At 62.6% G+C, this 26,334-nt stretch carries 21 protein-coding genes; 8 read left to right on the top strand and 13 right to left on the bottom strand.

Annotated elements, in window-relative coordinates; all coding sequences use genetic code 11:
- Nucleotides 1–24: 24 nt before the first annotated feature.
- Nucleotides 25–1,224, bottom strand: a complete 1,200-nt coding sequence (locus tag LFL96_RS33620) for an amino acid aminotransferase (RefSeq protein ID WP_281002206.1) — start codon at nt 1,222–1,224, stop codon at nt 25–27.
- 185 nt (nt 1,225–1,409) lie between these two features.
- Between LFL96_RS33620 and LFL96_RS33615 the strand changes: the two genes are divergently transcribed.
- A complete protein-coding gene (locus LFL96_RS33615) occupies nt 1,410–2,390 on the top strand; it encodes a LysR family transcriptional regulator (RefSeq protein ID WP_281002205.1) in 981 nt (326 codons plus the stop codon).
- A gap of 3 nt (nt 2,391–2,393) precedes the next feature.
- Here LFL96_RS33615 and LFL96_RS33610 read toward each other — a convergent pair whose 3' ends face one another.
- Together LFL96_RS33610 and LFL96_RS33605 are read right to left on the bottom strand one after the other, a co-directional pair.
- Nucleotides 2,394–3,242 (bottom strand): helix-turn-helix transcriptional regulator, encoded by an 849-nt coding sequence (locus tag LFL96_RS33610; protein WP_281002204.1) that lies wholly within the window; start codon nt 3,240–3,242, stop codon nt 2,394–2,396.
- 133 nt (nt 3,243–3,375) lie between these two features.
- Nucleotides 3,376–4,266, bottom strand: coding sequence for a LysR family transcriptional regulator (locus tag LFL96_RS33605; protein WP_281002203.1), 891 nt, complete (start codon nt 4,264–4,266; stop codon nt 3,376–3,378).
- Between the two features lie 107 nt (nt 4,267–4,373).
- On the opposite strand from LFL96_RS33605, the gene LFL96_RS33600 reads away from it, so the two are divergent.
- On the top strand, nt 4,374–5,630 hold the full coding sequence (locus tag LFL96_RS33600; RefSeq protein WP_281002202.1) for an MFS transporter: 1,257 nt from the start codon (nt 4,374–4,376) through the stop codon (nt 5,628–5,630).
- Between the two features lie 152 nt (nt 5,631–5,782).
- Nucleotides 5,783–6,670, top strand: coding sequence for an SDR family oxidoreductase (locus LFL96_RS33595; protein WP_281002201.1), 888 nt, complete (start codon nt 5,783–5,785; stop codon nt 6,668–6,670).
- 100 nt (nt 6,671–6,770) lie between these two features.
- Here the strand turns inward: LFL96_RS33595 and LFL96_RS33590 are convergent, their stop codons facing one another.
- The 3 genes from LFL96_RS33590 to LFL96_RS33580 all read right to left on the bottom strand — a co-directional run bounded on the left by LFL96_RS33590 (nt 6,771) and on the right by LFL96_RS33580 (nt 10,671).
- Nucleotides 6,771–7,847, bottom strand: coding sequence for a porin (locus LFL96_RS33590; RefSeq protein WP_281003927.1), 1,077 nt, complete (start codon nt 7,845–7,847; stop codon nt 6,771–6,773).
- 161 nt (nt 7,848–8,008) lie between these two features.
- Nucleotides 8,009–8,719, bottom strand: a complete 711-nt coding sequence (locus tag LFL96_RS33585; protein WP_281002200.1) for a DUF6198 family protein — start codon at nt 8,717–8,719, stop codon at nt 8,009–8,011.
- Nucleotides 8,720–8,901: 182 nt separating this feature from the next.
- Nucleotides 8,902–10,671 carry an adenine deaminase C-terminal domain-containing protein gene (locus tag LFL96_RS33580; RefSeq protein ID WP_281002199.1) on the bottom strand — a complete coding sequence of 590 codons (1,770 nt, stop codon included), beginning with the start codon at nt 10,669–10,671 and terminating at the stop codon, nt 8,902–8,904.
- A 153-nt stretch (nt 10,672–10,824) separates the two neighbouring features.
- On the opposite strand from LFL96_RS33580, the gene LFL96_RS33575 reads away from it, so the two are divergent.
- Together LFL96_RS33575 and LFL96_RS33570 are read left to right on the top strand one after the other, a co-directional pair.
- Complete coding sequence (locus LFL96_RS33575) at nt 10,825–11,727, top strand: LysR family transcriptional regulator (RefSeq protein ID WP_281002198.1); 903 nt, start codon at nt 10,825–10,827, stop codon at nt 11,725–11,727.
- Between the two features lie 57 nt (nt 11,728–11,784).
- Nucleotides 11,785–12,348, top strand: a complete 564-nt coding sequence (locus tag LFL96_RS33570; RefSeq protein ID WP_281002197.1) for an isochorismatase family cysteine hydrolase — start codon at nt 11,785–11,787, stop codon at nt 12,346–12,348.
- An 83-nt stretch (nt 12,349–12,431) separates the two neighbouring features.
- Here the strand turns inward: LFL96_RS33570 and LFL96_RS33565 are convergent, their stop codons facing one another.
- The 3 genes from LFL96_RS33565 to LFL96_RS33555 form a co-directional block, all read right to left on the bottom strand.
- On the bottom strand, nt 12,432–13,790 hold the full coding sequence (locus LFL96_RS33565) for a hypothetical protein (RefSeq protein WP_281002196.1): 1,359 nt from the start codon (nt 13,788–13,790) through the stop codon (nt 12,432–12,434).
- 198 nt (nt 13,791–13,988) lie between these two features.
- Nucleotides 13,989–14,801: a hypothetical protein gene (locus LFL96_RS33560; RefSeq protein WP_281002195.1), complete on the bottom strand. Its 813-nt coding sequence runs from the start codon at nt 14,799–14,801 to the stop codon at nt 13,989–13,991.
- Between the two features lie 336 nt (nt 14,802–15,137).
- Nucleotides 15,138–15,659, bottom strand: coding sequence for a hypothetical protein (locus tag LFL96_RS33555; RefSeq protein WP_281002194.1), 522 nt, complete (start codon nt 15,657–15,659; stop codon nt 15,138–15,140).
- Nucleotides 15,660–15,796: 137 nt separating this feature from the next.
- Here LFL96_RS33555 and LFL96_RS33550 point away from each other — a divergent pair, with 137 nt between their 5' ends.
- From LFL96_RS33550 to LFL96_RS33540, 3 genes are all read left to right on the top strand, one after another.
- On the top strand, nt 15,797–16,708 hold the full coding sequence (locus tag LFL96_RS33550; RefSeq protein WP_281002193.1) for a LysR family transcriptional regulator: 912 nt from the start codon (nt 15,797–15,799) through the stop codon (nt 16,706–16,708).
- 326 nt (nt 16,709–17,034) lie between these two features.
- The gene (locus LFL96_RS33545) at nt 17,035–18,057 is read left to right on the top strand and encodes a DUF4919 domain-containing protein (RefSeq protein WP_281002192.1); all 1,023 of its coding nucleotides are present in this window, start codon (nt 17,035–17,037) and stop codon (nt 18,055–18,057) included.
- A 241-nt stretch (nt 18,058–18,298) separates the two neighbouring features.
- On the top strand, nt 18,299–19,897 hold the full coding sequence (locus tag LFL96_RS33540) for an FAD-dependent monooxygenase (protein ID WP_281002191.1): 1,599 nt from the start codon (nt 18,299–18,301) through the stop codon (nt 19,895–19,897).
- An 82-nt stretch (nt 19,898–19,979) separates the two neighbouring features.
- Here the strand turns inward: LFL96_RS33540 and LFL96_RS33535 are convergent, their stop codons facing one another.
- The 4 genes from LFL96_RS33535 to LFL96_RS33520 all read right to left on the bottom strand — a co-directional run bounded on the left by LFL96_RS33535 (nt 19,980) and on the right by LFL96_RS33520 (nt 26,305).
- The gene (locus tag LFL96_RS33535; protein WP_281002190.1) at nt 19,980–21,107 is read right to left on the bottom strand and encodes a hybrid sensor histidine kinase/response regulator; all 1,128 of its coding nucleotides are present in this window, start codon (nt 21,105–21,107) and stop codon (nt 19,980–19,982) included.
- A gap of 9 nt (nt 21,108–21,116) precedes the next feature.
- Nucleotides 21,117–21,743, bottom strand: coding sequence for a chemotaxis protein CheB (locus tag LFL96_RS33530; RefSeq protein ID WP_281002189.1), 627 nt, complete (start codon nt 21,741–21,743; stop codon nt 21,117–21,119).
- A gap of 6 nt (nt 21,744–21,749) precedes the next feature.
- The gene (locus LFL96_RS33525) at nt 21,750–22,595 is read right to left on the bottom strand and encodes a CheR family methyltransferase (protein ID WP_281002188.1); all 846 of its coding nucleotides are present in this window, start codon (nt 22,593–22,595) and stop codon (nt 21,750–21,752) included.
- A gap of 104 nt (nt 22,596–22,699) precedes the next feature.
- On the bottom strand, nt 22,700–26,305 hold the full coding sequence (locus LFL96_RS33520) for a response regulator (protein ID WP_281002187.1): 3,606 nt from the start codon (nt 26,303–26,305) through the stop codon (nt 22,700–22,702).
- Nucleotides 26,306–26,334 lie beyond the last annotated feature (29 nt).

The following is a 26,334-nucleotide window of genomic DNA, read 5'->3' as shown; positions in this document are numbered from 1 at the left end:
TTGCTTTTGCGAGGCGTGCGCCCTTCACGCGCCCGACACCACCGCCGCGATCGACGCCGCCACGTAATCCGCGTTGCGCGCATTCAATCCGGCCACGCACATGCGTCCCGAGCGCAGCACGTACACCGCGTATTCGCCGCGCAGACGCTCGACCTGCGCTTCGCTCAGACCGGTGTAGGTGAACATGCCGCGCTGCGCGACGTAGCGCGCCCGCATCACTTCGTCGACACGTCCGGCGAGTCCGCTGTGAATCACGCCGCGCATCGCCAGAATCCGCTCGCGCATGGCGGCGAGTTCCGTCTCCCACGACGCGCGCAGCGACGCGTCGGCGAGCACGTTGGCCACGAGGCGCGCGCCGTGCGTCGGCGGATTGCTGTAGTTCGAGCGAACCGTCGCCATCAATTGGCCGAGCACGCGGCCCGCTTCCTCGGCGCTGCGGCACACCACGCTCAGCGCGCCGACGCGCTCGCCGTACAGCGAGAAATTCTTCGAGAACGAATTGGCGACGATCAGCGGCACGTCCGTTTCGGCGAGCATCCGCACGCAGGCGGCATCTTCGTCGAGGCCGGCGCCGAAACCTTGATAGGCCATATCGACGAAGGCGATCAACTTGCGGCGCTGCAGAACCGGCACGAGTTCGGCCCATTGCGCGGGGCTCAGATCGACGCCCGTCGGGTTATGGCAGCACGCATGCAGCAGCACGATGCTGCCTTCGGGCACGCGGCCGATCGCGTCGATCATGTCGGCGAAACGCAAGCCGCCGGTTTGCGCGTCGTAATACGGGTACGTATTGACGGTGAGCCCTGCGTTTTCGAATACGACGCGATGGTTTTCCCAGCTCGGATCGCTGATCCAGATCTGCGAGCCCGGGAAATAGCGCTTCAGGAAATCGGCGCCAACCTTCAGCGCACCCGAGCCGCCGATGGTCTGCAGCGTTGCGATCCGCCCGGCCGCGCGCGCCGCGCTGCCGGCGCCGAACACCAGCGCCTGCGCGCCGTCGCGATACAGCGGCAGGCCCGCCATCGGCAGATACGAGCGCGGGCCGATCGCGTCGAGCAAGGCGCTCTCGGCGTGGCGCACCGCGTCCATGACCGGCAGCTTGCCGGCGTCGTCGAAATAGATGCCGATGCTCAGATTGACCTTGTTGGGGCGCGGATCGAGCTGGAAATCCTCGTTCAGGCTCAGGATCGGGTCGCCGGGATAGGCGGGAATGTGGTCGAACATGGCAAAGTCCTTGAATCGATTGAGTCGATTGAGTCGTGGAATGCGGTGCAAACAGGCCCGCAGTCGAGAGCGAAGTCTAAGCGGCACGGCGGCGTGCGTCGATCAGGGGAAGTCTCGGTCAACGGGCGGCCGCGCACAATCAACCGTTTTTTCACGATTCTTAAGTTTTTCTTTAGAATCGACCTATGCCACTCACCCGCGTCACCATCCGCCAGTTCGAAGCGTTTCTCGCCATCGTCGATTTGCATAGCATCGGCGCGGCGGCGGAACGGCTCGGGCTGACCTCGTCGGCGGTCAGCCAGTTGCTCGGCGAACTCGAAACGGAACTCGGTTTCCGGCTGTTCGACCGCACCACGCGGCGCGTCGATCTGTCGAGCGCGGGGCAGGATTTTCTGTCGTCGGCGGAATCGGTGTTGCGCCACGTGCGCGCCGCCGCCCAATCCGCCGACGACATCCGCAACCGCGCGGCCGGCATCGTGCGCGTGGGCGCGCCGCTGGTGCTGGCGGCCACCGCGCTGCCGGCGGCCATCGCCGACTACGCGCGCGACAAGCCGAAGGTGGTCGTGCGCATTTGCGACACGGTGGTCGAGCAACTGGTGGAGCGTGTGGAAAGCGGCGATGTGGATCTCGCGATCGGACCCGACAGGCAAAGCGGCACACGGGTGCGCTGCGATCCGGCGTTCGCGAGCCCGTGGGTGATGTGGTGCGCGCCGGCGCATCCGTTGAACGCGCGGCGCCGCGTGCAGTGGCAGCATCTGCGTGACGTGCCGATCGTCGCCACCGGCCGCGATCACGAGCGCGCGGTCGGGCAGATGCTCGCCAACCTGCCGCCGGAGGCGCGCATCGTGCCGGTCGACGTGGTGGACAACGTGACCACCGCGTTCGGCCTCGCCGCGCAGGGTCTGGCGGTCACGCTCGCGCCCGCGTACGTCGCGCCGCTCGCGCGCACGTTCGGGCTGGTGATGAAACGGATCGTCGATCCTGAAACGATTCGGGAAGTGTGCGTGTACCGTGCCACGGAGCGCGCGCTATCGCCGCCGGCGGACGGTTTCGCCGATTTCATCGTGCCGTGGCTCAAGCGCTGGGATCGCGAAACGCAGGGACAGGCACGCGGGGAAAGCCGTGCCAAACGGGAGCAAGTGCAGAAGCGTGTGACGCGTGCCTGATACTCAACGTTGCCCGGATTGCAGACACAGCGCGAACAGTTGCCGCTGCGTCGAAATGCCGAGCCGTGCGTAAGCGCGCTTCTGGTACGTGATCACGCTGCCCGGCTTGATGCCCATCCGCAGCGCGATCTCCGCGGCGGTAGCGCCTTCGAGCGTGCCGCGCAGCACATCCAGTTCGCGCGGCGTCAGCGCCGGGCACACACGCCGTACGCGGGCCAGCATCGCGGCGCCCGGACCCTGCTGATGTTGACCATTCAGCGCGTAATGGCTTTTCGCGGCATGCGCGAACAACCCGGCGACACGCTCGACGCGCGCCAGCTCATCCGGCTGAAATACGCCATACGCACTGTCGCGATAGAGATTGATCGACAGCCAGACATGGTCGACCGGTTGCACGAGCAACGATAAACGGTCGGACACGTTCGGCCGCGCGTAGCAGGCCGCGCGATACGCTTCGTTCTCGATCTCCGCGCTGTGTTGCTGGTGCAGCACGAGCGCGTTGGCCAGGTCACCGGAACCGGACGATACACGCGACTCGCCGCGGCCGGACGACTGTTCGATGATCGAGCGATTACCATCCAGTGCGTAGAAATGCGTGGTGTAGCGATCCGCGACGTCACGTAGAAAACGGCCGCCGCGATGATCGGCGGCCGACACGGTACGCGGTTTGGCGTCGAACTCGTAGGCGAAGACGGTGCACTGCGAAACCGGCAACGTCTCGCCGGCGATCCTCAACATGCTGGCGGCGAGCGCGTCCGGGTCGGCATGCGAGATCGACATGACCAGATCGGTGGCGCGCGACATGCTGAGTTGTCCGCTACCGTGCGGTGCGGCGAGACGCCAGGAACGCATGATGGGATTCGGCTCGCGCGCAACGTTGGGGTGCGCGCGGTGAAGGTTGAGGTTCGTCAAGCGTAGCACAGGGTGTCGGCCAGACTGCGAGCGGGCGGCAACGCGACCGTCCCGCTGGCGGCACGCAGTGCAACTACAACTGCAACAGCTTGACCGCCAGGAAATCGACCAGCAGGCGCGTTCTGCGCGGCAGGCGTCGCGTCTTCAACCACATCGCATGCAGCGGCAGAGGTGTTAGCTGAAAATCCGGCAACAGCACTTCGACACTGCCCGCCTCGACCCACTCCTGAATCTGCCAGTACGCCGCCACGCCGATGCCCATTCCGCCCAGCACGCCCGCGTTGACGGCGGCCACCTGATTGCTGTCGAACCGCCCCGTTACCGTGACGATCACGTCCTCACCGTCCGGCGCCGTGAATTGCCAACGGCCCGGATGCGGACCACCCGTGCGCACCACGCATTCATGCCGGAGCAGATCACGCGGATGCGACGGCCTGCCGTGTTCCGCCAGGTACGCGGGCGCGGCGAACACCACCCGCCGCAGCGTGCCGATGCGCCGCGCGATGAGCCGCGAATCCGGCATCTCGCCGATCCGGATCGTGACGTCCGCGCCGGTTTCGGCGGGATCGCGATAGTCGTCGCTGAGATCCAGCGACATCGTCAATTGCCGATGCCGCTGCAAAAACTCCGCCACCAGCGGCGCGACGAACTTCGGCCCGAACAGCGTGGGGGCGTTCACATGCAGACGACCGCTGAGCTGATGCGCCTCCTCGGCCAGTTCGGTGCGCGCCAGTTCGAGTTCGCTCAGCGCGCCCTTGACGCGCTCGTAAAACCGCCGGCCGGCCGCACTCGGTTGCGAGGTGCGGGTGGTGCGCACGATCAGCGTCGAACCGTGCGCGCGTTCCAGCATCTGCAGCGAACGGCTCACCGCCTGCAGCGAGCGGCCGAGCCGCCGCGCCGCGTTCGTCAGGCTGCCCTCCTCGACGACCGCCACCAGCGTTTCGAGGTCGCGTAACGCGTCCATGATCGATTCTCCCGATTATCGTTAGGATGTATCCGATTCTGTGCGAATTGTGTTTGTTCGACGTGAGAGTAGCACCGTTTGCACGTTAACCCGATGCGAGACCCGACATGGATTCATCCGCGCTCGAATGCCCGGCTGCTTGCGGAGCACCGGCCCGCAAAGCCACCGGCGCCTCCACCGTCACCGCCGTGCCGCCCGAACAAAGCGTCCCCACCGCCCGCTTCGCCGCGATGGTCGCGGTCGCCGTATTGCCGCTCTATGCATCGCAAACGCTGATCGGTCCGCTGGACGCGTCGTTGCATCTCGGCGCGTGGACCACGCTCGTCACCGCGTTGACCTTGCTCGGCTACGCAGCCGGGTTGGTCGGCCTGGTGCCCCTGATCGACCGCCTGCCGAACCGGCCGCTGATCGCCGCGACCTTGCTGGCGCAGATTGTCTGTCTCGCGCTGGCCGCCTTCGCGCCGTTCGCGCCGGTGTTTCTGGCCGCGTCGTTCGCGGTCGGCGTGACATCGAGCGTGGTGCAGATGCTGGTGCCGGCCGCGGCGTCGCTCGCGCCGCCCGAGTCGCGCGGCAAGGTGGTCGGCAATGTGATGAGCGGTCTGATGCTCGGCATCCTGTTGTCGCGGCCCATTGCGAGCCTGATCGGCGGCATGGCCGGCTGGCGTGCGTTCTATGCGGCCGATTCGCTGCTGCTCGCGGCCGTCGCGCTGGCGGTGGTGCCGCGTTTGCCGGATGTGCGGCCGGCCGTTGCGCCGTCGTATCGCGCGTTGCTGGCGTCGATGGGCAAGCTGATCGCGCAGGAACCCGTGCTGCGTCGCCGGGCCTTGTATCAAGGGTTGTTGATGGCGGGCTTCAACGCGTTCTGGAGCAGCGTCGCGATCGTCTTGACGCATGCGCCGCTCGGCCTCGACAGCAACGCGGTCGCGCTGTTCGCGCTGGCCGGCGGCGGCAGCGTGTTCATCGCGCCGCTGGCGGGCCGCGCCGGCGATCGCGGCTGGTCGCGGCGCGCAACCATCGTCGCGCATCTGGTCGCCATGGCCGCGGCGTTGGCGGCGACGTTCGCGTTGACGTCGGGGCTGTCGCGCGCGGCATCGATCGGCGTGCTGGCAGGTGCCGCGTTCTTCATCGACGGCGGCGTGATCGCCGATCAGGCGCTTGGACGCCGTGCGATCAATCTGCTCGCGCCGGAATCGCGTGGACGTGTGAATGGACTGTTCACCGGTCTGTTCTTCGTCGGCAGCGCGGTGGGCGCGACGATCGCGGGACCGGCACTCGCGCATTGGGGTTGGCCGGGCGTCTGCGTGGCTGCGTTGATTTTCTTCGCGGCGGCTTTCGTGATGCATCTGCGTGACGGGTCGCGGTAACGATGTTCGTGGTCAATGCAGTGACCCGTGACAGTTGCGATGACCCATGCAGCAACTAGCCTGTTAGTTCGTTTACTACGATGAACTCACCACTTCAATGACGCGACGAAAAATCGGATAGTGAACGGGTCATGACCCAGGAGATAGTCACTATGCGTATTTATCTGACCGGCGCGACCGGCTTCATTGGCTCCGCGCTCGTCGCCGAGCTCATCGGCGCGGGGCATCAGGTGATCGGCCTGACGCGCTCGGATGCGGGCGCGAAGGCCCTGCTCGACGCGGGCGCCGAAGTCCATCGCGGTACCCTCGAAGATCCGGCAAGCGTGCGCAGCGGCGCCGAGGATGCCGACGCGGTCATCCACGCCGCGTTCGATCACGATTTCTCGCGCTTCGTCGAGAACTGCGAGAAGGATAAGCGCGTGATCGCCGCACTCGGCGCCGCGCTCGCCGGCTCCAGCCGTCCGTTGCTGATCACGTCGGGAACCGGCATGGGCAGCGGCGAGCATGGCGAGCTGGCCCGCGAGGATGTGCTGAACACCGGTCATCCGAATCCGCGCATCGCATCGGAAATCGCGGGGAATGCGCTGCTGGATGCGGGGATCAATGTCTCCGTGGTGCGTTTGCCGCAGGTTCATAACCCGTACAAGCAAGGGCTGATTTCGCCGCTCGTCGAGATCGCGCGCGCGAAAGGCGTGTCGGCTTATGTCGGTGAGGGTCGCAACCGCTGGCCGGCGGGACATCTTTCCGATGTCGCGCGGCTGTACCGGCTCGCGGTGGAAAAAGGCGAACGCGGTGCGCGCTATCACGCGGTCGGCGAAGAAGGCGTGAGCAGTCGCGAGATCGCTGAAGCGCTGGGACGCGGTTTGAAGCTGCCCACCGTGTCGATTCATCCCGACGAGGCCGCCGCGCACTTCGGCTGGATGGGGATGTTTGTCGGGCTGGATATGCCGGCGTCCAGTGCAAAGACGCAGGCAAGCCTTGGATGGCGTCCGTCAGGCCCAAGCTTGATCGACGACCTGAACGAAGAGCGGTACGTGTAAGCGCGGTTTATCTACTTCGTGCGGTTAGTGGAGAAGGACGGGCACGGCATGCGCCGTCAGTCCTTCTCTACCTCCTTCCGCGCTACCTGTTCGTGCTTGCCTAAAACCGCGAACGTATCCCGACACCCGCCGTCTCTCCCGACGACAGACCCGTCAAGCGGTCATACATATACGCGGCGTAAATATCGGTGCGTTTGGAAAGCGGATAGTCGTACGCCAGCGTGGCAGTCTGGCGAGTCTGGTCGAGCCCGCCAGAGTCCCGCGAATACGCATACGACGCGAGTATCCGGCTTGTTCCCACCGCAATGCTCAATCCGCCCTCCACCATGTTCACATGGAAGTTGCGGTTGATCACGCTGTCGTTGGTATAGGTGTACTCGCCATAGAGCTTCGCGGCGGAGAACTCGTACGAGGCGGCGAGCTGTGCCGCCGACTGGCCATGGAACCCCTTCAGCAACCCGTTCAGATCGCCCGCTGTCGAATTGAAATTGGCGTACTGATAAACGCCCCCCGCCGCAAACCCGCCATTGCGATACGAGGCCTGAAGCGAATACTGCTTGCTGCCGTTGCCCGTGCTGCTGTCACCGAACGCGTACATTGCATGGCCGCTCAATCCGTACAGTTCGGGAGTGGCGTACTGCACCGCATTGCTCCACGCGGTACCGCCGATAATTCCCTGATCGGTCTTGTACGCGGGATAGGTGCCGAGTCCCGCGTACATCTGGACAATAGTCGGCGAGAACGTGAACGACGCGTAGAACGGATTGAACTGACAGGCCTGCAAATACAGCAGACTGCTTTGACGCCCAAGCGTCAACGTTCCCGCCGGCGTCGACAGACCCACATACGCATTGCGGGAGAACATCGGGTCGCCATTGAATGAACCGTATGCGCCGTTCTGCGGGCGGAAGAAGCCTTCGATCGCGAAGATCGCCTTATAGCCGTCGCCGAGATCCTCCTTGCCGCCAAAACCCCAGAACGACGTCGACAAGCCGCCGCCCCCTTCCTGCCAGCTCAACGATTTGCCGGGATAGCGTTGTGCGCCGACCCACGTATCGACAATCCCGTATAACTGCACGCTCGATTGCGCGTGCACCTGCGTAGCGATCGCCATCAAGGCGGCACTCGCGGCAATGAGTTTCTTTTGTTTCGACACGACAAGACAGGTGCGTTCCATCAGCATGATGTGGTCTCTTCTCTTTTCAAAAGGCGAGTGAATGCCGACGTCGGATTCGGCGTCCAGGCGTTTCAACGTTGCGCACGTAGCGGAAATGGCAAACAGACCGAGGGGACCGGAACCGGCGCCCCGTCAAACTCGAATGACCCTTTTTCCGAAGGTCAATAAGTCCGCTGTTCGAGCGATCTTCGCTGATAGAACGAGACCGCGTTTTTGATCTTCCGGAAGAGATAGAAATAGAGCTTGATGTACTGGCCCACCAGAATCGCATTCATGAAGGTACCTTCGCGAATGAACTTCGGACCGCCGAGAAGCGTGAAGCCGATCACCGCGCTGATGATCAACAGCGTGCAATCGAAACTGGTCTTGATGTCGCCCCAGCGGAAACCGGTTCGCCTGAACAGCGTATTGACGAACATGTCGATCGGCATGAGCACCAGATTCGCGCGGATCATCAGGAACAGGCCCAACGCAAGCAGCGCATCCGCGAAGGCCAGTAGAAAGAACTTCATGAAATAGTCCTGAAACACGATCGAGCGAGTCAGCATCAGGTTCAGATCGAGACACGTCGCGAGCACGAAGGCCGGAATCAGCGACGCGAAGTTCTTCAGCGTGAAATCCTTGCGTGCGACCAGCCACGTCAGAAACAACATGAACAGTTCGAGCATGAAGTTATACGTGCCCTGACTCAGACGCGGGTCAACCAGCGTCATCGTGCGGGTAAGGCTGCTTTGCGGCGAAATGCCGATACCGGCTCTGACCGCCAGACTGATCCCCATGGTCAAAATGTAAATGCCGACGACGTACGTGACCCAGCGCCGCGTCAGATTGCCGGTATCGATGACTTCAGTTTCCCTTGCATGGTGCGCCATGACTGTCCCTTCATTGTCTGCCTGACTGGTGCGGTGCCGCACGTCTGTTCCGACGATGTCGCGCCGCGCTCTTGTGGGGTACTGCGAGGCGGGGCCGGCTCATTACGCCGGCCCCGCCCGTGCTCCTCGGGCCGCCGGGCACCGAAGTCCCGGCGGGTCTCCTCCTGTCGGAGCACGCTACGTCAAACCATGAAGCCGAACCGGTCCAGCGAGATGAACAGGGTCAGCAGCTTGTTCACCACGGGCTCGCCTTCATTATGATTGCCCATGGCCGCCAGCGCGGCGTCGATCTGGCGCGTCGCCGTCAGCAACTCGGTCAGGTTCATGTTGGCCTGGACACCATAGATCTCCAGCGGCAACAGGGCTTTCACCTGTTTGTTCTCGGTGACCGCGCAACCGCCCGCGTAACCGTCCACCTGCTGGAGACAGTGACACATTTCCGCGCTGTCCTGTCCAACCGCGACGAAATAAGCCTTGGGCGCCGGCCAGAACGTCGCCACCGCACCGCGCTCGATATAGACGCCTTTGAACAGACCATTGACTACATGCCGCTTGCCGTTCGCGTAGCGCTGCACGACCGAAATGCGGTTGAGCTTCGCGCCGTTGTATTCGGTGACGACCTTGCCGTCGCGGAACGGCACCCACACTTCCTGGAAGAACTTTTCGTGGCCGCGGCCATAGACGTCGAACAGGTAGACCTTGGCCTGCGTGCCGTCCGCCGAGATTTCCATCGGCGTCAGGTCCAGTTGTTCCGGCGTCAGATCGCCGAGTCCCGGCACCGCTTTCTTGACCATGCCCGAATAGTCGATGTCGGCCTGCTTGAGCAGCTTGCGATCCTTCGCGACCAGTTCGCCGTCCTTGAACACGAAACGCGGATTGATCTTCGACAGGCTGTCGGTCAGCACGATATCGGCGAAGCGGCCCGGCGTCAGCGAACCGAACTTGTTGTCCATCCGGAACGCGCGCGCCGTGTAGAGCGTGGCCATCTTGATCGCCTTGATCGGCTCGATGCCCATGTCGGCGCACAGCGACACGATCCAGTCCATGTGGCCCTTGGTCAACAGCCGGTCCACCGAAATGTTGTCCGCGCAGAGCTGAAAGTTCTCGGCCGGCCATTTGCGTTTGACGATGGAACGCAACATGATCTTGATCACCTCGGGGCTACCGACGCCGAACTTGATCTGCGTCTGCAGGCCGTAGCGCACACTCTTCTCGATGTCGTCTTCTTTCCAGACATCGTGATTGGCGAATGCACCGATTGCGGGCATGTAGTTCAGCATCATGTCCGACAACGTGGTCACGCCCCAGTGCGTGTTCATGAAGCCGCCCTTCGCGCGTCCCAATGCCGACTTGCGGAAGTCGTCGTCGTTGCCCACGCTGTAGGTCAGATGCGCGAGTTCGCCGAGACCGATCACCGGGTCCATTTTCAGCAAGGCGTCGGTGACTTCGACCGAGGTCTTCTTGCCGGGCGCGAACGCGAATACGCGGTACGGCAGGCGTTCGTGGTTCCTGAATAGCTGTTCGGTCGCCTCGATCGCTTCCGCGCCCGCGGCGCTCACGAAGTCGAGGCACTCGGAGAAGATGGTGGTCGTGCCGCACGGCACGATCGCTTCGGCGAACGCGGCCGGATGCGCGAGTTGCGCCTCGAAGTGAACGTGCGCGTCGATCAGCCCGGGAATCGCGTACAGGCCTTCGCCGTCGAATACCTCGCGCACCTTGATGGCCGACTCGTCGGGATTCAATGCGACGATGCGCTTGTTGTAGACGAGAATGGAGCCCTGATAAACCGACTCGCTATGAACGTCGAGGATATTCAGGTTCTTCAGGAGCAGATCGGCCTCCTTGCGGCCGTTCAGCACTTCGAAAATCCCCTTCACCTGTTCGTAGTGGGCATTGACGTCGCTCTGCGGTGCCGCTGCCCCGACGCTTCTTTCGCTGACTTCTTGATACATGATCTCTTCCTCAATGGTTGAAGCTGCTTGTGCCGCCGACGACTGCGGCTGACGTCATTAGGAAGGAAGCGAGCGTTTCTAAAAACAAGCGTTTTTTGCACGGAGCGTGCACTTTTCGAGTACGATGGCCTCCGACCAGGGAGGCAGGGGAACATGCTTCATTCACGATTGCTGCGGTATATCGACGAAGTCGCACGGTCCGGCTCCATTCGCGCCGCCGGAGAAAAGCTGCACATTGCCCCATCGGCGATCAACAAGCATCTGCTGCTGCTCGAGGAAGAGATCGGCGAACCGCTATTCGAGCGGTTGCCGCGCGGGCTGCGGCCCACGGCGGCCGGTGAGATTCTGCTTGCCCACGTACGCAGGACCATTCTCGAATATCGTCAGGTCGAAGCGGAGATTCGGGATTTGAAGACTCTGCAGAAGGGCGAGGTGATCATCGCCACCGTGACCGGGCTCGCGAGCGGCATTGCCTCGACCGCCGCCGCGAGCTTCTGCGCCAGCCACCCGCATATCCAGATCTCGATCCGCGTGATGTTCACGCGCGAGATAGCCGACGCGGTATCCAGCGGCGACGCCGATCTTGGCCTGGGCTTCAATCTGCCGCCCACGCCGCAACTCGAAACGCTGTGGGAAATGGACACGAGCCTCGGCGCCGTGATTTCGCCCACTCATGCATTGGCGCGCATGGAATCCATTCCCCTCGCGTATTGCACGTCCTATCCTCTGATCTTTGCCGACCGTTCAATGCTGATGCACGGGATCGTCGCCGATACGTTCGAGGAAGCGGGACTCAGCGTGGAGCCCGCATTTCGAACGAACTCGATCGAAACGATGAAACGCCTGGCCGCCGCGAGCGAGAGCATTGCGTTTCTCAGCAAGTTCGATATCGCCGAGGAGCACCGTCAGGAGTTGCTGGTTTACCGGCAGATCCGCGACCGGGTGTTCAGCAAGAATGCGCTGGCGCTTGTGCGCCGCGAAAAGCACGGACATGGGCTCGCGAGCATGCTGCTCGCCGAGGAGATCATGGGGAAGCTGGGGGAAATGAGCGGTTGAGCATGCGAGTGTTTTGGTCGCTCGGAAGATGCGTGTCGATATCAAGGAGGCGTGCGAATGGATGCAATCGTGGCGGCGCAAACCGCGCTGATCGTCATGCATTACCAGACCGATATTCTCGGACTGTTTCCCGATGTCGCGCCGGGTTTACTCGATAACACCCGCAAGCTATGCGATGCGGCGCGGGCCAAAGGCGTCGGCGTCTATTTCGCCAATCTCCGGTTTCAGGCGGGTTATCCCGAGGTCAGTCCGTTGAACAAGAACGGCCAGGGGATCAAGCAACTCGGTCTTTTCGTCGACGATCGAACCGCGCCGGAGCTAGGGCAGCGTCCGGAAGAACCGCTTGTCATTGCCCATCGGGCGAGTGTGTTTTTCGGCACCGATCTTCAGGCGCGACTTGCCGAGCGCAATGTCGATACACTGATCATGGTGGGCATTGCGTCGACCGGTGTGATGTTCTCGTCCGTTGCGTATGCGAGCGATGCGGACTTTCGCCTGTTCACGGTCAAGGATTGTTGTTATGACCCGGATCAGGTCGTTCATGAGCGTTTGTTCGCTACCGCTTTCGAGTCGCGTACGACGGTGCTGACGCTGGGGGAGGCTTTGGCGCTGCTGGAGTAGCGGCTTCAGCTTTCATCGACGAGTCGAACGCGGGCTCCCGAACAGATGCAAACGGGAACCCGGCATCACGTCGCTTGATTCGACTACTTCACCGCCACCCTTCGCGCATACCCCTGCGCCCGTTTCGCCACCTGCTGCGCGCGCTGGTCCGCCGTCACATAACGGGTCCCCGCCGGCAACACGCTGGCCAGATCGCCCAGTTTGACCACCTGCGTCTGGATCGCCGGACCGCCGCTAGCCGGCGTTGTCGCGGGCAGGTTCTGCCAGCGCACCATGATGGTCCCTTCATGCAAGCCGACCGGGTCGATCCAGTTCGCCACACCCGGATCTTTCACCGATACGACAAACGTAAAACTACCGTCCGCATTCGGCGTCGCCTGCACGTTGTTCAGGCTCGATTGATGGTTGATCGGATCGACGGTGACCATCCACGGATCGGTTACGGGGAATACCACGTAACCCGCGCCGCCGGTTTTCACCGTCGCGACCAATGCCTCGTCGTCGGCCAGCTTGAAATAACCGAATGAACTCGCTTGCGTGGTCAGCGTACCGAGCGTCGACGAAACGGACGGACTCGATACCGTATTGACCGGATTGGTATGCATCTTCAACCCAAGCGCGCCCGCCCCGTAATCGACGATCGACTCCTGCAAATCGAGCCACGCCGTTGCTGCAATCGCAATCGGACCTTTCGGCAGATGAACACTGCCGTCGGCGATCCGTTGCACGCTCAACGAGTCCGGCGTTTCCGTATTCCAGTTGCCGAGGTTATTACGAATGAAAAGCTGCTGAGCCTGCCCGGTCGACTGGATATGATTGACTCGACCATTGGCCGGAGAACTGTCCACCGTGATCGTGAATGTACCGTCCGCATTCACCACCAGATCCTTGCCCGCGAGTATCGCTACCGTCTGCTGCGAATTCGGATTGCTGATCAACGAGAAGGTCACGTCCGTTGGCCCCGGAAATGTCCGCTTGCCGTTGATCACGTAGCGCGACGAGCCGTCGATCGGAACGATGCGGTATATGTTGTCGGGGTTATCGTAGGAATAGCGTCCACCAGGTACATTGACACCCGAGAGATTACGCGGTGGTGCATCGACCCAATACACTTTCGGATTGAACGGATCGCTATTCACCGCTTTCTGAATGGAGCTGAATGCCAATTCGTTGATCGCATTGTCGAGCCGGCTCGCGGCTTCCGCGCTCACATTGCCGCCGTACGCCAATGCATAAGCGGCCTTCGCCTCGGCTTTCAGTACCGGATAGCCATTGTCCTGGTTGACCTGCACGGCTAGCGTGTCGAGCGATATCTGATCCGCGGTAACGAGCGGCGAAACGGCGAGTGCCGGTGTTGCCGATGTAGCGAGCACCGCCGTCATACTTGCGATGCGAATGGAGCGGTTCAGTGTGGAGCGTGCGAGTCCGAGAGGCAGGGTCATTCTTTTTCCTTGTTTTGATTGATGGACCCAAAAAATTCTGTCGTATCACCTCTCCGAACCCAAGCAAGATAAAACGCTTTGTTAATCGCGCGACGTGATATGCGCATGCAATTCGCCCGGCCAGGTGCCATGTAAAACGCCTCGCCAGCTTTGTCAGCCGGCGAGGCGTTATTACGTCGTGCGAGAAAAGCGCCGTGTCTACTGCCAGTCGCGATAGTCGCCGGCCTGCACGGCGTAACCGTAATGAACCGGCGCGGGGCGTCGATACGGCCGCGCCCAATAAGCCCGGCGATATCCCGGGTATGCGGCAGGACGCGCCACCATGATCACCGGTTGCGCTAGTGCTTGCGGAGGCGGTTGCGGCACATACGTGGGCTGTGCATAGACGGGCATGTATTGCACCGGCTGCGCGAGACGAGGCGCAGGCGCAGGCGCATAGGCTTCCTCCTCGGCATAGCCTGCCGGGCTGTACATCTCCTGCGCCTGCGCATAGGCGGGCGGCGCTTCCGCGTATTCCGGCGCCTGCTGATACGCCACTGCCTGAGGCGGTTGAGGCACGTACTGCGGTTGCTGCGGTTGCAGCGGTTGCTGATATGCCTGGCGGTATTGCGGCTGCTGAACCTGCGGCACTGGTTGCGGCGGCTGTTGAGCCAGCAACGCGCGCTGAACCACATGCGGCTTCTGCACCGGATTCACCTGCGCCTCCTCGTCGCCCGGCACACCCTCGGGCAGCGGCGGCATCACCTGATTCGGCGCGACCTTCGATGGGCGCTTCAATTGCTCGCGCAACGATGCATAGGTTTCCGCATCTTCTTTCGCTCGCGCGTTGTAACCGTTGTGATAGGCGTCGCTGATATCTTTCAAACGCGCGTTGTTCTCTTCGTCGGCGGTCATGCGCTCCTCGCCCGGATCGAGCGAAGCGTCCATCGCGCCCTTGCCGTATGCGGACACGGGACCATCGGCACGCGCGGTAGCGGGCGGCAGCATGCCCGACAACAACGCGACGGACATTGAAATCCCTGATAGCAATTTCATTTTCACAGCTTCACCTCGCTAAACATGGCGGCAACGCAAACCGGCGACCGTCGAAAGTTGAAATGAGCAATGCGATCTCAAGCTGAAATCGCCCTCTCATGTCTTTGCGTTATCGACGCGTTTGCAGCCTTCCTGAAGCGGGAAAAGAGCGAATAAGGGAATGTCCTCAGCGACGTTTTTACCGGTAAAAAATGACTCTGCTAACACCTTAGAGAACTGACAAATAGAGTCACGATATTGCAATGGCCAAGCTTGCATTTCGCTTTCCGGCGCAGCGCTCTCACGCACGCCATCTTGCGATACGCAGTCGATTCAGGGCGTCGTGTTCCCGGCGAGCGACCACGCCGCGCTGGGCGACGGGCGCATCAGCAGATAGAACGCCACGCCATGCGTGATCATCAGCAGAGGCACATAGACGACGGGAATCGCATAGGCGGCGCCGAACTGCCCGGCCATCGCGGGAAGACCGAGCCGGATCGCGTGGTAGTAGTCGATGAGAATGTCCGCCGCCCCAACGACATTGAAGGCAACCACGAAAAACCAGAACAAACGCCGCGCCTTGAAAGTCAACACGGCGAGCAACGCCAGCAAACCGGTCGCGAAATCGGCGTACGCGGCGAACTGCGCGAAGCCGCCAGGCAGATTCGCACCGACCACGCCCGGAAGCACGAACACGAGCCCGAAAAAGCGGAAACTGTGCAGCGTGGCGATCGCGCGTTGCGCGGCGGCGCGATCCATCGATTCGAGTCTCGGCAGCCCATACGCCATCACGCAAGGCAGCCACGCAGCGTAGCCGAGAATCAGTTGGATCGGAAAGATAACTTCAGGCGACATGGCGGCGCTCCAGGCAGGGACGGACCGGCGCGGCATCACGCACCGCGGGCGGAGTACGGAACCGGGATTGCCCGATCCGCACCTAGAGTCTAGGAGCGCTACCGGCAAGCGACTAGCCGCGCTAACATGGACGGGCCATGAAGCAGAACTTCACAGTCCGGCAAGGCGCGCTCGACGGCGTCGAAGCCTTCCTCAGCGTTGCCCGGCACCGCAGCTTTCGCCGCGCCGCGGCGGAACTCGGCGTCACGCCTTCGGCGATCAGCCAGACGATACGTTTGCTCGAAACACGTATCGGCGCGGCGCTATTCGTTCGCACAACCCGCAGCGTCGGTTTGACCGAAGCCGGTGAACGCTTTCTCGCTCGCGCGAAACCCGCATTCGAGGAACTTGTCGATGCAAGCGAAGACGTGCGTGAACTCGGACAGAAACCGTCCGGGCTGTTGCGACTCTCGGTACCGAGTTCAGTGGTGCCGATCGTGCTGGAGCCGTTGATTGCCTCGTTCTGCGAAGCCTGTCCCGATGTGCAGGTCGAGATCGTCGCCAGCGCGGAGCTGGTGGATCTGGCGGCGCAAGGATTCGATGCAGGTGTCCGCATGGGCCAGTTCATCGAGGCCGACATGGTTGCGGTGCGATTGACGCCGCCGTTTCCATTCGAGGTTATCGGGAGCCCAAACTATCTTCAGCAGCGCAAGCGCCCGGAGAATATAGACGATCTGCGTGAACACAACTGCCTGCGCATGCGACGCTCGAACGGGTCGATCGCACCGTGGGCTTTTCTCGATGCCGGCCGGCGCGTGGAAGCCAGCGTTTCCGGATCGCTCATTGCCCGCGACTACCCCACGCTCGTCGGCGCGGCGATTCGCGGCGTGGGTCTTGCGCAGGTGCCCAGGCCACTTGCCGCAAGCGCCATTGCCGAAGAGCGCCTCGTGCCGCTGCTGTCGACGTTCGCCGTGATGACGCCGGGTGTGTTTCTGTATCACTCGGGCAGACATCAAGTTCTGCCCAAACTGCGTGCGTTCATCGAGCACGTCAGGTTCAAGGAAGAATAAGCGCGCTTGAATAATGCCCGCGCAATAGTAGAGACAGATCTGCGTGATAGACTTTTTCCCGCGCGATTTTTAGTCATTCGCTCGCAAAAAAAATTACAGATGAAAGCCGCTTCCATGGCTTTTGTCATCCACGATACCAATATCTCATCCAAGGGGAAGGCATGCGTCAGTCTGGATGTCTGGTCAGCACGTTGCTCGTTGCGTTATCCGTCACATGCTTCGCCGCTGAGCCGCTTTCAATTACCGAACAGTTGCAATCGCAACGACAGGCGTTCGAGCAGGACAACAAGATCGACCTGCAGACGCTCTCGAAGGAAATTCAGGCGGTGGTCCGTGATGCGAACGCAGCCGATCAGGCCGGCAACGAAGCCGATGCCCTCGCCCACCTCCAGACGCTGCAAAAGTACGCACCGTTGACGCAGTTTCCCAGCTTCGACGTACAACTACTGTGCAAACGGATTTACAAAAAACTTTCCAAACCGGACGATGCGTCGGGATGCGACGAGCGCGCCGCCGCCATGGCAAACATTCTTCAAAAACAGTCTGGCAGCGGCGCCACGCCGGACGATCCGGTACGCGTCATCACCGTCGCCGAACTCACTGACTGGGTCGACTCGCAGTCAGGCCATCTATCCGGCGCACGCGGTTATCCCTACCATGGCGAGGATCTTCAGGCGGTCACTTACACCAGTACAGCAACGGCGGGACAGGCGGTCGTGGTGTACTTCAGGTTAACGCCGCGATTCGTCGCGTCGCTGAACAAGACAGCGCACGATATCTTCGCGCCGCTACCGGTTTCGCCGAAAGACGGCCAATATCAGACCGCGCTGACGCACGCACATGAAGAGCGCGTGAAGTTCCTGAACGACCAGAGCTTTAACTATCCGGAACTGATCCAACTGTGCAACGAGTCCAATCGCGACGCGATGGCACTTGCGCAGCGAGGCGACTTCAATGCGGCGCTGTCGAAACTCCGCGAAATCGAACGCGTGCGTCCGCTGCAGCAGATTCCGATCTTCAGCGTGATCTCGAACTATAGCTTCCTGCTAGGCAAGACCGGGAACGTCGAGGCGCAAATCGACGCGCGTCTGTTCCTGTTCGGTATTACTCAGGATATCGCGCATAGCGGCGACGGATCGACGCCCGAGTCCGCGATTCACATCGTGGCGACATCGGAGGAATTCTCGTGGCTCGCCGCCAAGCAGATGCGCTTTACCCGTCAAAGGCTGGTACAAAAGGGTGACCAGCGTTACGACATCATCGACGCGACCGATCAGGACGGTAACGCTCACAGCTACTATTTCAACGTGAGTCAGTTATTTATCCGGGAAACCAGCATGATCCATTAACGTGGGTAATCAACCCCGCCCCTGTTGCACCCTCCCCGCCACGATGATATAAAGCCGTGTCGGAAAAGGCAGACTTGGTTTGGTAAGCCCAAGTCCTTTCGGTAACGAAAGCTCTGGTCTTTGGCCTCGTGCACAAGATCCCCACGACGAACAGCGGACGCTCTACGCGTCCCGTCGTTCGTCCGTGCGGCTCTCAACGTGGGGAACGCTCCGGTCGAACATCGACAACCGGAGTCCGTTCATGCACAAGCACTTTCAATCTGCCTACGACGTCATCATTGCCGGAGCCGGCCCTGTCGGTCTCTTTCTCGCCTGCGAATTGCGGCGGTTCGATCTATCGGTTCTCGTACTCGAACGCGCCGAAGATCCTCACTCTCCATTAAAGCGTCTACCGTTCGGCATGCGTGGGCTTTCCGTGCCGACGCTGGAAGCGCTTTATCGTCGCGGATTGCTCGACGATCTCATCGCGATGCAACGCGCGTCTCACTCGAACAAAGACTCGAACAAAGACGCGAGCAAGACCGCGGCGGCCGCGCACTGGATGCAGCAGCCGCGTCGGCCTGCAGGACATTTCGCGGGCATTCAGTTCTTCTACGACGATGTCGACACATCGAAGTGGCCCTATCGCTTGCCGAGTCCCGCCGATACGAACATGGCCATCGAACTCGCCGCACTCGAAAATCTGCTTGCGCATCACGCGACGGAGATGGGCGCGGAGATCCGGCGCGGCTGCGGCGTCGACAGTTACACACCCTCGGATTCGGGCGTGGACGTTCACGCCAATGGAGAGACATTCAGCGGGCGCTGGCTCGTCGGATGCGATGGCGGCCGCAGTACCGTGCGCAAGGCAGGCGGATTCGACTTCACCGGCACGGACCCGGAGTTCACCGGCTATTCCGTCGAAGTCGAACTCAGCGATCCACAAGTACTTCAACCGGGGAGACACTACACCGCAACGGGCATGTACACCTACGCGCAGCCCGGCACGATTGCGATGGTGGACTTCGACGGCGGCGCAAATCATCGAAATCAGACGCTGACGCTGGAGCACGTGCAAGCAGTGCTGCGCCGCGTGTCCTGCACTCACGTCACGCTCGCCGCGCTACGACTCGCGACCACATGGACGGATCGCGCGTTTCAGGCCACACGCTATCGCCAGGGGCGCGTGCTGCTCGCGGGCGATGCCGCGCATATCCATTCGCCGCTAGGTGGCCAGGGTCTCAATCTTGGCATCGGCGACGCGTTGAATCTCGGCTGGAAGCTGGTCGCGACGATTCGCGGTGACGCGCCGGCAGGTCTGCTCGACAGCTATGAAGCAGAGCGGCATCCGGTTGGCGCGCAAGTACTCGACTGGTCGCGCGCGCAAGTCGCGCTGATGCGTCCGACCCGAAGCACGCGCGCGCTGGAAGCGATCGTCCGCGATCTGCTGGCCACGCGCGACGGCGCGACGTATTTCGCCGAACGCGTGTGGGGTGTTTCGCTGCGCTACGACCTCGGCGGTAACGACAACGACACTCATCCGCTAACAGGCCGCAGCGTGCCTGATTTCGAATTCACCGACGCAACGAAATGCGGCACGCTTCTGCGCGAAGCAAAAGGAAAGGGGCTGTTGCTCGATTTCGATGCGAACGCATCGCTTCGTGAGCTCGCAAACCAATGGCGCGAGCAGCTCGTCTACGTCGATCGCGACGTGAAGGATCGGCTCGGTGTGCGCGCGGTTCTTGTACGTCCCGATGGATTCGTCGCGTGGGCCAGCGACGCCGCGCCGGACAATGAAAATGTCGTGCAGGTACTATGCAGATGGTTCGGCGGCCCCAGAAGCGGGACTCCCCTCGCTTAGGCAAGCAACACCGTTGCACGGCAAGATCGATCGATGCGCGCCGCCTTCCGTGTCGGCACAGAACGCTACCGCGCCACACCGCTCACTTCCGCGTAAACGACCCCCGCTGCAACGTCACCATTCTCGGCAACTCGATCGTAAACACCGTCCCGATCGCATCGTCCGAATTCACGCTGACATTGCCGCCGTGCATGCGCGCGATTTCCTGCACGATATGCAGCCCGAGCCCCAGCCCCTCGCGCGAGCGCGCGCCGCTGGTGTTCGGCCCGAACGCCTTGAACAGATGCGGAAACACTTCCGCCGGAATCGAGCCGCGATTCGCGACCTTCAAACGCACCACGTCGGTGGCCTCGCCGTCCACTTCGACGCCGATATCGCCGCCCGGCGCGCCGTGATGCAACGCGTTGCTCACCAGGTTCGACACCGCCTGCCACACGAGATCCGTATCCCACGCGCCGGCGGTATTGCCGCGGCTCGCGAACACGATGCGCTTGCCGTTCTCGCGCGACGCGAATTCGTCGATCACCGAGCGGCATAGCGTCGCCAGTTCGATCGAACGCGGTTGCAGCGGCAGGCGTCCGCCTTGCAGGCGCGCGAGGTTCAGCAACTGATCGACCATCCGCGCCATGCGCAGCGAACTGTTCTTCACGCGCGTGGCGACCGTCACCGATTGCTCGTCGGCGGCGGTACGCATCAGATATTCCGCCGACGCCAGCACCGCGCCGAGCGGCGTGCGCAGATCGTGGCTCAGCACCGCCATCAGCATTTCGTTCGCTTCGAGCATCTGCCGCGTGGTGACGAGCTGCGCGGCGAGCTGACGCTTCTGCTGTTCGAGCTGCACGAATACATCCACCTTCGACTGCAGGATGCGCGGGTCGAACGGTTTGTACAGAAAGTCGACGGCGCCCGCTTCGTAGCCGCGGAAGGTTCGCGACGCGTCCTGCGCGGTCGCCGTCAGGAAGATGATCGGCACATGCGAGGTGCGCGGGCTGCCGCGCATCAGCGCCGCCAGTTCGAAGCCGTTCATGCCCGGCATGTTGACGTCGAGAATCGCCAGCGCGACTTCGTGCTTGAGCAGCAGGTCGAGCGCCGCGGTGCCCGAATCCGCCACCAGCACGTGCACGTCCGGCCGCGCCAGCAGCGCTTCGAGCGCAGTGATGTTGTGGACGATGTCGTCGACGATCAGGATATTCACAGGTGAGTTCGTCATGGCATCGCGTCAGAGAAAGGCCGGCAATGCTGCGAGCCGCCGGGCCATGGTTTCGGGAGTGTAGATGTAATCGGCCACGCCGCGTTCGATCGCGGCGCGTGGCATTTCGGGGGAGCCGGCGGTGTCCGGTGTCTGCACCCAGGTCGTGCCGCCCAGCGCGCGCACCCGCTGCAAACCGTGCACGCCGTCGTCGTTCGCGCCGGACAGCAGGATCGCCAGCAGGCGCTCGCCGCACACCGCGGCGGCGGAGTCGAACAGCACGTCGATCGACGGACGCGAGAAGCGCACCGCGGCATCGGTGGACAGCGCCACTGTGCGATCGACTTCGACCAGCATGTGATAGCCCGGCGGCGCGACCAGCACGCGCCCCGGCAGAATGCGTTCGCCGGCGTCGGGTTCGATGACCGGCAACACGCAGCGATGCGCAAGCGCATGCACCAGATAGCTCGGCGAATCGGGCGGCAAATGCGTGACGATCATCACCGCCGCCGCAAAGCCGGCCGGCAACGCGCCGAGCAATACGTTCAGCACTTCGATGCCGCCCGCCGACCCGCCGATCACGACCAGCTCGTACGCGCGCGACGCATCCGCCTCTCGCGAGGCGGAAACGGTTGACGATGTTTTCGGGCTCGGCATGGCCGCCTAGCGCTTCTGATAGATACGTTCGCCCGGACGAAATTCGTCGAAGGCTTCGTAGTGACGGGAAAACCGCAAACTTTCCTTGCTACCCAGACCGAGGAAACCGCGCCGCACCAGCGCGTTTTCGAACAGGCCGAGCGCGCGGTCCTGCAAGCCGCGATCGAAATAGATCAGCACGTTGCGGCACGACACGAGATGCGCTTCGAGAAAGACTTCGTCGGTCGAGAGGCTATGGTCGGCGAACACCACGCGGTCTTTCAGCGAGCCCGCGAAACGCGCGCCGCCATACGCGGCGTGATAGTAGTCCGACAGCGAACGCTTGCCGCCCGCCGCGAGGTAGTTCTGCGTGAAGCCCTGAATGCGGTCGAGCGCGTAGATGCCCGATTCGGCGCGCGCGAGCGCGTCCGGATTGATGTCGGTCGCGTAGAACAGCGTGCGCTCGGTCAGGCCTTCTTCGTCGAACAGGATTTTCAGCGACCACAGTTCCTCGCCGGTGCTGCACCCCGCCACCCACACCTTGATCGACGGATAGGTGCGCAGACGCGGCAGCACATGCTCGCGCAGCGCGAGGAAATACGCCGGATCGCGAAACATCTCGCTGACCTGCACCGTCAGGTACTGGAACAGCCGCGAGAACTCGTCGGGGTTGCGCATGATGCGGTCCTGCAACTGCGACAGCGTCTTTAGCCCAAACTCCTCCAGCGCCTGCGAAAGACGGCGCCGCAGCGACGACATCGCGTAATGGCGAAAGTCGTGCTGATACTTGAGGTAAATCGCCTCCAGCAGCAATTTCAACTCGATGTCGAAATCGCTGATGCGTTGCGGCGCGTCGAATTCGGACCGGCTCATTCGTTCAGGCTCATCCGTTCAGTTTCGCTCAGTGTCATTCAATGTCAGTCAGGTCGGCGGTGCACGGTTTCGCGATGGATCGATCGATTGATTGGTTTGATCGCTTACCGTTGCCGCAGCCACACGCGGCACAGCGCGACCAGCTTGTCCACGTCGATCGGCTTGGATACGTAGTCGTCCGCGCCCGCTTCGAGGCAACGCGTCCGGTCGTTGGCCATGGCCTTCGCGGTCAGCGCGATGATCGGCAGATGCGCGAAGCGCGGATTGCGGCGGATCTCGCCCATCGCGGTCAGCCCGTCCATCTCCGGCATCATGATGTCCATCAGGATCAGATGCACCTCGGGACCGTTCTCCAGTGCGTCGAGCGCTTCGCGTCCATTGCGCGCGATCTCCAGTTTCGCACCGAGCGGCTCCAGCACGTGCGAGAGCGCGAAAATATTGCGCACGTCGTCTTCCGCCAGCAGGATCGTGCGGCCCTCGAACGCGTTGTCGCGCTGCCGCACGGTGCGCAGCATGCGTTGCTGTTCGGGCGCCAGCGACGACTCCACGCTGTGCAGGAACAGCGTCACTTCGTCGAGCAGACGCTCCGGCGATTTCGCGCCCTTGATGATGATCGACTTCGAATAGCGGCGCAGGCGATGCTCTTCCTCGTCGGACAGCATGCGGCCGGTGTAGACGATCACCGGCAGCGCGGCATGGGCGGTGTTCGCGGCTAGCCGTTCGAGCAGGTCGTAGCCGGTGCCGTCGGGCAACGCGAGGTCCGTCACCACGCAGTCGAAGCTGAACTTCGCCAGATACTCCAGCGCCTCGGCCAAGGTTGCAACCGCAACGATCTCGGTGTTCTCGCTTTGCAGCAACGCGCGGATGCTTTCGCGCATCGGCCCGTCGTCCTCGATCACCAGCACGCGTTTGAGGCGTTGCTGCAGGCGCGCTTCGAGACGGCGGATCGCGGCTTCCATCGTGCTGCGCGCGGTCGGTTTGAGCGTGTAGCCGATCGCGCCGAGGTGCAGCGCCTTGTCGGCGTGGTCGGTCGCCGAGACGATATGGATCGGAATGTGACGCGTGAGCGGATCGTTCTTCAGCCACTCCAGCACGGTCAGGCCCGAGCGGTCCGGCAGACCGACGTCGAGCAGCACCGCCGCCGGACGCATGTCGCGCACCAGCGCGAGGCCGCTCGTGGCGTCGCTGGCATGAACGAAATCGAAGTCGAGTTCGTGCGTCAGATCGCGCAGGATCTCGGCGAACGCGAGGTCGTCTTCCACGGCGACGATCAGGCGGCCCGCGCGGGTGCGGTTGTCGCGGTCGTCGGCGATCGGGCCGCTCACGGTTTCCGGCGTGCTGTCGCCGCCGATCAGGCCGTTGCTCAACCCGTTCGCCGGCGTGATCACGGTAGTCTGATTGACGCGCGGCGGCATGCGCACCAGCGGCGGCTCGACCTCGGCGCTCGCCGCGACCGGCGTCAAGGACGACGTCAACGCCGACGCGCTCGCCTGCACGTTGGCGTGCGCCGACGCGAACGCCTGCTCCGGCGTCTGCGCGCCCTCGCCTTGCGCCAGCGCCGCGCTCGAATCGAGCGGCAGCCACAGCGTGAATACACTGCCCTTGCCGACTTCGCTCGCCACCGTGATCCTGCCGCCCAGCAGACGCGAGAATTCACGCGAAATCGACAGGCCAAGTCCGCTGCCGCCGTATTGACGGCTGGTGGAACCGTCGGCCTGCTGGAACGCCTCGAAGATCATGTCCAGTTTGTCCGCCGCGATACCGATGCCGGAGTCGCGCACGTCGATGCGCAACTGGTGGCGCTCGGCGGGCGCGACCGTCAAGGCCACCTCGCCATGCTCGGTGAACTTCACCGCGTTCGACAGCAAATTGCGCAGGATCTGCGTGACGCGCTGACCGTCGGTGACGAACGTATCGGGGGTGCCCGGCGCGCGGTTGAACGCGAGCTGCAAATGCTTGTTCGCGGCGAGCGGCTTGAACATCTCTTCGAGCGACTGCAGCGTCGCGTCGATCGATACCGTTTCGAGTTCGACCGTCACCTGGCCGGCCTCGACCTTCGACAGATCGAGAATGTCGTTGATCAGCACCAGCAGGTCGCTGTTCGACGCGTGGATCGTCTCCGCGTAACGCACCTGCTCCTCGCTCAGATTGCCGGTGCGATTCTGCTGCAGCAGCTTGGCGAGAATCAGCGAACTGTTCAACGGCGTGCGCAGTTCGTGCGACATGTTGGCGAGGAATTCCGACTTGTAGCGGCTCGACTGTTCGAGCCGCGCGGCGTTGGCCGCGAGATCGTCCTGCGCGCGCAGCAGGTCCGACTTCTGCCGCTCCAGGCGCTGCGCGTATTCCTCCAGCTGCACGTTGGTCTGTTCGAGTTCCGCCTGCTGCGCCTCGAGCCGCGTCTGCGATTCCATCAGCGCGCGGCCGCGTTCCTCGAGGCCTTCGTTCGATACGCGCAACTCTTCCTGTTGCACCTGCAACTCTTCGTTCAACTGCTGCGTCTCGGCAAGCGCGTCCTGCAGGCGCTCGCGATACATCGCGGCTTCGACGAAGTCGCCCATCGCGTTGGCGATCAACTCCATGAACTCCTGGTCGCGCACGGTCAGCTCGCGAATGAAGCCCAGTTCGACGACGCCGTTGATCTGGCCGTCGTTTTCGATCGGCATGATGAACAGGTTCTTCGGCGCGCTGCGGCCGGTCGCGGACACCACCTGGATGTAATTGTCCGGCACGTCCCGCAGCACGAGTACCCGGCGCGCCGCGGCCGCCTGGCCGATCAGCGTTTCGCCTTCCTCGAAATGACGCGCGCTGGCCTGCTCGCTTTCGCGACTAAAACCGTACGCAGCGATGCGGCGCAGCGTGCCGTGTTGTTTATCGCGGATGTAGAGCGCGCCGACGGCGGCGTCCAGATACTCCGCGAGAAAATCGAGCATCGCGCGACCGACCAGTTGCGGCGTCGCCTGCCCGACCACCTTCTCCGCGAGCAGCCGTTGCCCCGACCGCAGCCACACCTGTTCCTGCAGGACCTCGGTCTGTTCGGCCTGCTGACGCAGCACGCCGTCGTAAGTGGAAGACAGACCCAGCAGCTCACGGCGCCCCACCCACGCGAGCAAACCGCTCACGCCCAGACTGAACAGCAGGAACACGCTCACCAGCGTATTGGTGACGCGGCGCGTCGCGTCCGAGCGCTCCTGGCGCAAACGCAATTCGACGTCGAGAAAATCGCCGAATTCACGGCGCGTTTCGTCGAACTCGATCTTGCCGCGACCGCTCGACACCGCGCTTTCGAAGTCCTGATTCCGGCGGCGCGCATCGATCATCGTGTCCGCGTAACGGCTCCAGCGTTGCTGGATCGCTTCGATCTGCTTGAGTTTCTCGACCTGCGGCGGATTGTCGGACACCATCTCCTGCAGCGCCTCGATCTGCGTCTTGAACTTCGGACCGCCGATTTCGTAGGGCGTCAGAAAACTCTCGTCGCCGGTGATCAGAAAACCGCGCATCGACGACTCGCGGTCCACCGCGAGACGCAACATTTCGTTCGCCTGTCCGATCACGCGCTCGGAGTGCTCGGCCCAATTCATGGTCGACACCAGATACGCGATCAGTCCCACGAACACGGCCATCGTGACGAGGCCCACGCCCAGGGGCAAAGCGATATTGCGGCGAATGATGCTGCGGAAACGATTCTGATCGACGGCCTGAGATGCGGTCATTTTTTCTGTCTTCGGCTGGGCGAATCGAG

It is taken from the genome of Paraburkholderia sp. D15 (assembly GCF_029910215.1).
Taxonomy (GTDB): Bacteria; Pseudomonadota; Gammaproteobacteria; order Burkholderiales; family Burkholderiaceae; genus Paraburkholderia.
The sequence above is the reverse complement of the archived record's forward strand: the minus strand, read 5'-3'. Positions and strand labels throughout refer to the sequence as shown.

What these genes read in the sequence shown, in the direction of transcription:
- LFL96_RS33620 (WP_281002206.1), bottom strand. Translation starts at nt 1,224, where the DNA reads ATGTTCGACCACATTCCCGCCTATCCCGGCGACCCGATCCTGAGCCTG.
- LFL96_RS33615 (WP_281002205.1), top strand. Translation starts at nt 1,410, where the DNA reads ATGCCACTCACCCGCGTCACCATCCGCCAGTTCGAAGCGTTTCTCGCC.
- LFL96_RS33610 (WP_281002204.1), bottom strand. Translation starts at nt 3,242, where the DNA reads ATGCGTTCCTGGCGTCTCGCCGCACCGCACGGTAGCGGACAACTCAGC.
- LFL96_RS33605 (WP_281002203.1), bottom strand. Translation starts at nt 4,266, where the DNA reads ATGGACGCGTTACGCGACCTCGAAACGCTGGTGGCGGTCGTCGAGGAG.
- LFL96_RS33600 (WP_281002202.1), top strand. Translation starts at nt 4,374, where the DNA reads ATGGATTCATCCGCGCTCGAATGCCCGGCTGCTTGCGGAGCACCGGCC.
- LFL96_RS33595 (WP_281002201.1), top strand. Translation starts at nt 5,783, where the DNA reads ATGCGTATTTATCTGACCGGCGCGACCGGCTTCATTGGCTCCGCGCTC.
- LFL96_RS33590 (WP_281003927.1), bottom strand. Translation starts at nt 7,847, where the DNA reads ATGGAACGCACCTGTCTTGTCGTGTCGAAACAAAAGAAACTCATTGCC.
- LFL96_RS33585 (WP_281002200.1), bottom strand. Translation starts at nt 8,719, where the DNA reads ATGGCGCACCATGCAAGGGAAACTGAAGTCATCGATACCGGCAATCTG.
- LFL96_RS33580 (WP_281002199.1), bottom strand. Translation starts at nt 10,671, where the DNA reads ATGTATCAAGAAGTCAGCGAAAGAAGCGTCGGGGCAGCGGCACCGCAG.
- LFL96_RS33575 (WP_281002198.1), top strand. Translation starts at nt 10,825, where the DNA reads ATGCTTCATTCACGATTGCTGCGGTATATCGACGAAGTCGCACGGTCC.
- LFL96_RS33570 (WP_281002197.1), top strand. Translation starts at nt 11,785, where the DNA reads ATGGATGCAATCGTGGCGGCGCAAACCGCGCTGATCGTCATGCATTAC.
- LFL96_RS33565 (WP_281002196.1), bottom strand. Translation starts at nt 13,790, where the DNA reads ATGACCCTGCCTCTCGGACTCGCACGCTCCACACTGAACCGCTCCATT.
- LFL96_RS33560 (WP_281002195.1), bottom strand. Translation starts at nt 14,801, where the DNA reads ATGTCCGTCGCGTTGTTGTCGGGCATGCTGCCGCCCGCTACCGCGCGT.
- LFL96_RS33555 (WP_281002194.1), bottom strand. Translation starts at nt 15,659, where the DNA reads ATGTCGCCTGAAGTTATCTTTCCGATCCAACTGATTCTCGGCTACGCT.
- LFL96_RS33550 (WP_281002193.1), top strand. Translation starts at nt 15,797, where the DNA reads ATGAAGCAGAACTTCACAGTCCGGCAAGGCGCGCTCGACGGCGTCGAA.
- LFL96_RS33540 (WP_281002191.1), top strand. Translation starts at nt 18,299, where the DNA reads ATGCACAAGCACTTTCAATCTGCCTACGACGTCATCATTGCCGGAGCC.
- LFL96_RS33535 (WP_281002190.1), bottom strand. Translation starts at nt 21,107, where the DNA reads ATGACGAACTCACCTGTGAATATCCTGATCGTCGACGACATCGTCCAC.
- LFL96_RS33530 (WP_281002189.1), bottom strand. Translation starts at nt 21,743, where the DNA reads ATGCCGAGCCCGAAAACATCGTCAACCGTTTCCGCCTCGCGAGAGGCG.
- LFL96_RS33525 (WP_281002188.1), bottom strand. Translation starts at nt 22,595, where the DNA reads ATGAGCCGGTCCGAATTCGACGCGCCGCAACGCATCAGCGATTTCGAC.
- LFL96_RS33520 (WP_281002187.1), bottom strand. Translation starts at nt 26,305, where the DNA reads ATGACCGCATCTCAGGCCGTCGATCAGAATCGTTTCCGCAGCATCATT.